This is a genomic window from Lapidilactobacillus concavus DSM 17758 (genome assembly GCF_001435835.1).
Lineage (GTDB): Bacteria > Bacillota > Bacilli > Lactobacillales > Lactobacillaceae > Lapidilactobacillus > Lapidilactobacillus concavus.
The window spans coordinates 1-549 of the sequence record NZ_AZFX01000008.1 but is presented as its reverse complement, the minus strand read 5'-3'; the positions used below and the strand labels follow the sequence as shown (position 1 = coordinate 549).

Here is a 549-nt window from a genome sequence, read left to right as displayed (position 1 = left end):
TTTAATGAATCGGCGATTTAAAAAACCTGGCACTCATGTGGATCATTCACAACGCCCCAATTTAATCAAGCACCAGCCCAATGCAAGGATATGGCGTGCTGACATTACTTATTTGGAATTACGTCCAGGAACCTGGGTTTATCTCAGTTCTATTTACGAACCAAAGGTTCATCAAGTTCTTGCTTTCAAGATTGGTCGTCAGATGGAGGCGACGTTAGTTGTAGAAACGATTAATCAGGCGCTTGAATATCATCAAAAGCCACAATATTTTCACTCTGACATGGGTTCACAGTACACCAGCAACGAAGTTGAAACTTTACTTGAACGGCATCAGATTAGCCACTCATACTCAAAACAAGGTTATCCTTATGATAATGGGCCAATTGAAGCTTTTCACTCATTGTTGAAGAGAGAGTTTGCCTTTCAAACAACTTTTTCCAATTTTGAGGACTTGGTAATCCGAACCTCAAATTACATCAGTTGGTTTAATTCCGACAGAATTAGAACGAGTGTTTAGAAAAAGATGTGCCATTTATTGACATAGGAGCA

General features: G+C 39.3%; 1 pseudogene. It reads left to right on the top strand.

The window, feature by feature from the left end:
• Nucleotides 1-517 (top strand): annotated as a pseudogene (locus tag FC15_RS01630) (IS3-like element IS1163 family transposase); the annotation flags it as partial.
• Between the last annotated feature and the right edge of the window lie 32 nt (nt 518-549).